At 30.5% G+C, this 6,210-nt stretch carries 9 protein-coding genes; all 9 read right to left on the minus strand.

Annotated elements, in window-relative coordinates; all coding sequences use genetic code 11:
* Nucleotides 1-410 (minus strand): hypothetical protein (locus tag BMY79_RS11365; protein WP_143065859.1); only part of this gene is annotated, 410 nt, incomplete at its 3' end.
* A gap of 130 nt (nucleotides 411-540) precedes the next feature.
* Nucleotides 541-906, minus strand: a complete 366-nt coding sequence (locus BMY79_RS11370; protein WP_177176451.1) for a hypothetical protein — start codon at nucleotides 904-906, stop codon at nucleotides 541-543.
* Nucleotides 869-1,225, minus strand: a complete 357-nt coding sequence (locus BMY79_RS11375; protein WP_074731001.1) for a hypothetical protein — start codon at nucleotides 1,223-1,225, stop codon at nucleotides 869-871. The genes BMY79_RS11370 and BMY79_RS11375 overlap by 38 nt, the downstream gene beginning before the upstream one ends.
* A 291-nt stretch (nucleotides 1,226-1,516) precedes the next feature.
* Entirely contained in the window at nucleotides 1,517-2,677 is a 1,161-nt protein-coding gene (locus BMY79_RS11380; RefSeq protein WP_074731002.1) for a deaminase domain-containing protein, read from the minus strand.
* A gap of 55 nt (nucleotides 2,678-2,732) precedes the next feature.
* The gene (locus tag BMY79_RS11385) at nucleotides 2,733-3,545 is read right to left on the minus strand and encodes a hypothetical protein (RefSeq protein WP_074731003.1); all 813 of its coding nucleotides are present in this window, start codon (nucleotides 3,543-3,545) and stop codon (nucleotides 2,733-2,735) included.
* On the minus strand, nucleotides 3,546-5,294 hold the full coding sequence (locus BMY79_RS11390; RefSeq protein ID WP_074731004.1) for a deaminase domain-containing protein: 1,749 nt from the start codon (nucleotides 5,292-5,294) through the stop codon (nucleotides 3,546-3,548). It lies immediately after the preceding gene.
* 33 nt (nucleotides 5,295-5,327) lie between these two features.
* Nucleotides 5,328-5,534 (minus strand): hypothetical protein, encoded by a 207-nt coding sequence (locus tag BMY79_RS11395; RefSeq protein ID WP_022750529.1) that lies wholly within the window; start codon nucleotides 5,532-5,534, stop codon nucleotides 5,328-5,330.
* A complete protein-coding gene (locus BMY79_RS11400; RefSeq protein WP_027422662.1) occupies nucleotides 5,521-5,859 on the minus strand; it encodes a hypothetical protein in 339 nt (112 codons plus the stop codon). Before BMY79_RS11400 ends, BMY79_RS11395 begins: the two co-directional genes overlap by 14 nt.
* A gap of 45 nt (nucleotides 5,860-5,904) precedes the next feature.
* A partial coding sequence (locus BMY79_RS11405) for a DUF4176 domain-containing protein (protein ID WP_143065860.1) occupies nucleotides 5,905-6,210 on the minus strand: 306 nt, incomplete at its 5' end.

Below are 6,210 nucleotides of genomic sequence, written 5' to 3' on the forward strand. Positions count from 1 at the left end.
TCATGTTCTATGGCTGAAAGCTTTCTAGCTGATTTTTCTAAATCTTCGTCTTTTGCTAAAATCACATCTTTTTCTTGTTTTACAAGATTAAATTTTCTATTAACTCTGACGCCTTCATTAATCAACAAACGACCTGTTTTTGAATTTTCTAGCAACACAATTGTATGGATATTTTCAGGCAAATTTGCTTCATTATCTGTGGTATAAATTATGCTAAAACCTAGATTTTGCTCATCTTCTTGCAAATATTCCATAAACGAACTGCCACTTGATGAACTTGCAAACAAAATCGTAGCTAGACTTGACGGTAACATCGCCATTGTTTCGGGAACTACAGAGGCTAATCCTTCTTCTTGTGTCTCCTCCAGTCCCGAAACATGGGATGCACCTGAGCCTGTTACTGACGACAATATCGGTAATGTAATGGCTGATATACTTTCATTCTAAATGGGAGTATAATAAAAAACAGCGAAAGCATGGTCTATATCCTGCTTTCGCTGTTATAAATAAATTGAAAATATCATAAGAATAATTGTTTTATCAGGAGTTTTTTTGATACTTTGATTCGATTTCATACTCACTTCCGTATCGATTAATCAATAGATTTAATGCCTTATCTATTTTAGAATGAAACGCCTTTTTCTCATCATCTGAAGAAAAGTCGTTGGAAGTAAATTTGCTTGGTGTATCTATGTATAATCCATCGAAAGTTTCTTGGATATCTAACAACAGATTATCAAGTTCTTCATCGTTTCTAAGTTCTTCTGGCAAGTCATTGTCTATTAAAGAACCGTCTTCATCATAACTCCAAATTGGATAACATTGATATTCAAGAGATAATTTTAATTTTTTCATGTGATTTCTCCTTTTAATTTGATTTAGGATTAGCTCCAACGATATAGTCAATACTTCCGCTTGAAATTGCTACAATGTCCTTTTTATTATATTTTACACCACTTGCATCTAATTGAGAAACAAGTGCCGCACCTTCATCTTTTGTTTCAGAAATTTTTAAACTTTTTGCCTTTGCTTTTGCAGCCTTTACTTTTTTTACTTTTAAACTAAGCTTATCTCCTGCAAAACTTCCTGTTATCATTCCTGTTATTGAACCTGTTATCGATGCAAGTCCTTTACCTGTCTGACTTGCATCTCCGATGTCTTGACCTATACATTCTAGAACACCATATATTCCTCTATCTGATAATGCTTTCCACTTTTCATGCAAGCCGTCTACGTAGCTCGATTCATAGTCATCGTCTAGATTTTCATAAGACTTCTATGAAACCTTACTTATTCGCAGTTTACAAGATTTCTCATGTCAACACACTAATACACTAATTTTGTATCACTTTTTGAGTTTCGTCAAGAAAAGTAAGAAAAAACCACAAAGACATTTCAATTTCATACTCATCTAAAAGTATAACTTTTAACTGTATAAAACCTTAATCTTTGTGGTTACATTTATTTTACTTTGCCATATTTTTTTAGCTATAATGCTTTTAATTTTCTTAAATTATTAAGAAATCTTTCCATATACAACTTCCAACTTTATGTTTTTATATCTTTCTTGAAACTGTTTTATAACGTATTGGCAACTTGGACATGGATATAATTCAACATGTATTTTAACATTTCCTGAAGATCCATAGTTGTCCCCTAATCTCAATGCTATATCATTTAAATTAACAAAAGTTGGATCTGCAAATCTATCATATGCTAATTTCCCGTTGATCTCATTTTTGCTATTAACCATCAATGTTTTGAAAACTTTTTCATATTCCCTTGGAATTGGTTTGATAAATTTTAACTGTCCTAACACCAAGAACTCTGAAAATTTTTCTTTATCTTGCATCATTTCTACATCTTCTTTGAGTAGTTCAAATCTATCTTTTTCTAGTATTTTTTTTGCATTAACTGAATTGTAAATTGTAAAAGCTGTGTACATATCTGTCAATTCAGACTCTTTAACTTCTTCACCAAATTTGACAAGAAGTCTAATAATAAGTGTCATCGCAAGTGCTGACTGAATTGATAAGCTTTTTATATATTTATTGAATCTTACATAACATTTATCCATAGCCTCTCTTGGAGAATTCTTTTCTTTATACATTTCATTGTAAAATTCAACATTTATTAAATATTCTAATTCAAACGAACTATCTTCACTTATATTATCTAAATGCTGCTCCTGATCTTCTTTATGTAAAACTTCTTCACAAGACATTTTAGGAATTGGAGCATCTATCACATCACTTGGCTTAATTAGATTATCCTTTGTAATGGCATCTTTGAATTTGTTATAGTATGTTTCAAGTATTTTTACATCGTGCTCTAGGTATTCTCTTTCTGGAATTGACAATTCTTCTTGTATATTTAAAGATTTTTGTAATTTAAAAATTCGTTCTAAATCTTCTAAATCTCCATAAAAGAACTCTGCATCATTTCTAACCTTTGATGCCATAATCTCAACTAATACTACCAAAGCATCAACATTATCTTCTTCTATGACTCCGCCCATATCAACGTAACACTTACTAGTCGCTTGTCCGTACGAAAAATCGTATGCATATAGATTATCATAAATATTTTCTACAACATCATTTTTTAATGCAAAGAATCTACTTTGATTCTTTTCAGTTTTTGTTCCTGTAAATAAATCAAATAATTTGTTTTTCATTAGTCTTTCTCGCTTTCTAATTAACTCTAAAGTATCTTCGGGAATACTTTACTTTTTATTCTGGTAATTCATATTTATAAAGTCTATTAATATCACGCATTGAATCTTCTAAGAACTCTAATCTGTCTCCTGATAATATACTTTTCACATCAAAAGTTTTATATAGTTCAGCAGCCTTATCAATCAAACTTTTGAATTTTCTTGTTAAGTCTAGTTCCTTACTCCATACTAAAATATTTGTTAATGCAGCTACTGCAATAACTGTTTTTATCGAATCTTCCTCTAGATATTTTTTAAATTTTATCAAACATCTATCGAATGCTTGTTGTTCCGTTAGCTTATCTTTAAAAATTCCTCTATAATAGTATGCATAAATTAAATAATCTAGTTCAAAGGAATTATCTTCTGTAATATTTTCTAATCTATGGTTTGGATCTTCTCCTAGTAAAACTTTTTCTACATAGAATTTAGGGATTTCTTCAAAAAAATCACTTGCTCTACGTGGAAATCCTTCTTTTATCACGTCCTTACTTTTTTCATAAAAATACTCTATTATTTTCATATCTTCCTTTAAATATTCATACTCTGATGATATTAAAAGATTTTTCACATTTAAAGTATTATACAATTTTAGAAGTTTCTCTATATCTTTTACATCATCTGCATACACTTTAACATCATTTGCTATTGTAAGCGCAAACATTTCAGATAATATCATTATTGATAAAATTGTATCACTATCTATGTAACCACAAAGTGAGACCCAACATTTTTGGAATGATATTCCAAATGTATCATCTGAATTTAGAACGTCTCTATATATATCATCTATAACAAAATATTTAAATTCAAAAGGCTTTTCTTCCATCTATTTTCCTCCTCCTGCCTTTTTATATATTACTTCAACTTTTATTTTCGGGTACCGTGCTTGGAATTGTTTTATAACATGCTGACAGCTTGGACAACTCTTCAAATCTGAATACATCTTTATGTGTCCCGATGCCTCTGGATTGTCTCCGATCCTTGTTGCTATTTCATTTAATATTTTATATTCTGTATCATTATATCTATAATAAGCATCTCTTCCATTTACAACATTTTGTTTATTTACCTTCAGTGCTTCAAATACTCTTTCATCCTCCGGTGGTAAAGTAGAGATTCCTTCTGCACGTTCAACCGTCTCTCTAGGATATTTTTTTGCTAAATCCTCTAGAGAATCTACACTACTATGTGCAAAATACGTCGTCTTATCTAAACCTGTGACATGAGCTTCGGCATAACCAGTATTATAATGTCTTCTTATACCTCCTGACATTTTTTCTCTTATTGTACTATTAGCTCTCTCCATGAACTCCTTGTCAATAGCGTCATCAAATTTTCTAAGTACTGCACTACTTAATTCTTGGAGTTTATTAGGAGTTTTAACAGTAGTTTCTCCTTTGTTGCTGCCTTCTACAGAATCCGCCATTTCCATTTTAGGGTCTTTTATTTCTTCTAATTCTGATTCGTTAAGCATTTTTCGAACAGCTTCAAAGTTAGCTTTTTTTAATTTTTTAGGACCATATAGTTCATAAGAGTCCTGAGCAAACTTTCCTCCCATAACAGATCCTGCTACACTGCCAAATAACGATGCATAGCCTTCTTCTGTCTGACAATTATCTTCTAAATCTTGCCCTATTACTTCTAGTATTCCAATTGGTCCTCTTTCTATTGCAGCATTACACATTTTTCCAATATCATCTTTTGTTGCATTGCATTCGTTTTTAAATTCGCGTAATAATGGCCAATCAAAGGCACCATCCGGTGCATATGATATTGCACTCTGCCCTAATGGTACTGCAACCATAGCTATAATTATTATTGCGACTGCATACTCTGGAAATGCTACACATAAAAGCCCTACTATAAACGCTAATGCAAATGCCTTCACAAATGATGTGGAAAACGCATCTAAAATACTACCAACTTTGTTTCCAAAGTCCTTCCATCGTTGTCCACTATCTATAGACTCATTATACAACTGATTCATTCTTGTTTGATATACATCATCTGTATTTTCATACTCTGATATAACATTTTCGTATATATCATTTAGTTCGTCATAATAATTGTGCATCTTATTCAATGTGGGCAAAATTCTTGATTCATGAAACTTTACTATTTTCTCATAATTTGCCTTCATCTTTTTATTTGTTTCTGCATTTTTAGGATCCGCTGAATATATATATGTACTTTTATCTAAAGGAGTACTAGCCGTCTTTGTTTTAAAATCGTATTTTGAGCACCTTATTTGGAACAAATTAAATTTAATATCCAAACTGTCAACTCTAGTATTCACTCCTTCTGCTTTGCACGGTGCCAATTTTGACATATCATCAGTATAATCATGCACTAATTTTTCTAATTTTTCAAGTGTATTGATTAATTCTGATCTATCATTGTACATTTTACTTATTTTTTCCGATAATTTTTTAGTAGATTTTGACTCTTGTTTTGTTAGTACTCTATCTAGCCTTTCTATCGCTTCATTGATATTTTCTATTGCCTCTCTATATTCTTCAATTTTGCTTGCAATTACCTCAAGACCTGTATAATTGATTTTTAAATCTGTTTTCAAAACTTCTCCTTTCTTAATCGTTTATAAAATTTTCTATATTTTGTCAAATTTTAAATCTTGAATATCTGATTTTAATTTTTCTAAATCTGAAACTGCATTTTGTACAATAGTTTCCATTTTTGTCCTTATTATAGTATTTTCTAAATCCATGTCTTCAAAATTATTTTTGAAACTTTTCTCTAATGAATTTGCCGCATTAACAATTTCATTTACGTAATTTTTTGCATCAACTTCTGTCATTTTTATACTTTCCTCCTTGGGAATTCTTTAAAATTTTTTCTGCCTGTTTATGATCAACTTCTTCTAAATTTTTAATTATCTTTGCCGCATTTTTTGCAATAGATTTATAATCATCACTTAGTTTAACTGCCGAATCACTAATGTCTTTTAATAATATATAAAACGAATCTATAAAATCTGAACTCATTGTATTTAGCACTTCTAACTCCTCTTTAAACGGATCCTTAGAAAGCTTCTCATATGTATCTATCGACTGTTGAAGGTAATCAGTACTTGCTTTAAGTTCTGATAGATTTACATCTAAATTTTCTTTCTTACCTGACATGCTTTATTCTCCTTTTTTAATTATTTTTTAATTTTTATTTGTTTTTTAGCATGCTTCATGCAGTTTCCCTGATGTGATTTTTTTATTGAGTTCTATTGCTGTTTCAGGTGATGTGTATCCAACTGTACACATGCCTTTATTCACTATCAATTCTTTTTTCATCATGTATTGAAACTGAAGTTCTAATTCATCTTCATATCCTTTTTGGACTATATTTTCTACAAATGCCCTTGTAAAATAAAAGACTTCTCTTGAGCCTGGCATTCCGGTTGGATAAACTACTCCTGCATACGGATAATAATATTTTCCATCTGAGCCTAAAAATCTATGGGTTATAACCATTCTGAAGTT

The organism is Lachnobacterium bovis, assembly GCF_900111325.1.
Classification (GTDB): domain Bacteria; phylum Bacillota; class Clostridia; order Lachnospirales; family Lachnospiraceae; genus Roseburia; species Roseburia bovis_A.

Excerpts from the sequence above, each read along its gene's own strand:
- BMY79_RS11380 (WP_074731002.1), bottom strand. The coding sequence starts at position 2,677 with ATGAAAAACAAATTATTTGATTTATTTACAGGAACAAAAACTGAAAAG.
- BMY79_RS11385 (WP_074731003.1), bottom strand. The coding sequence starts at position 3,545 with ATGGAAGAAAAGCCTTTTGAATTTAAATATTTTGTTATAGATGATATA.
- BMY79_RS11395 (WP_022750529.1), bottom strand. The coding sequence starts at position 5,534 with ATGACAGAAGTTGATGCAAAAAATTACGTAAATGAAATTGTTAATGCG.
- BMY79_RS11400 (WP_027422662.1), bottom strand. The coding sequence starts at position 5,859 with ATGTCAGGTAAGAAAGAAAATTTAGATGTAAATCTATCAGAACTTAAA.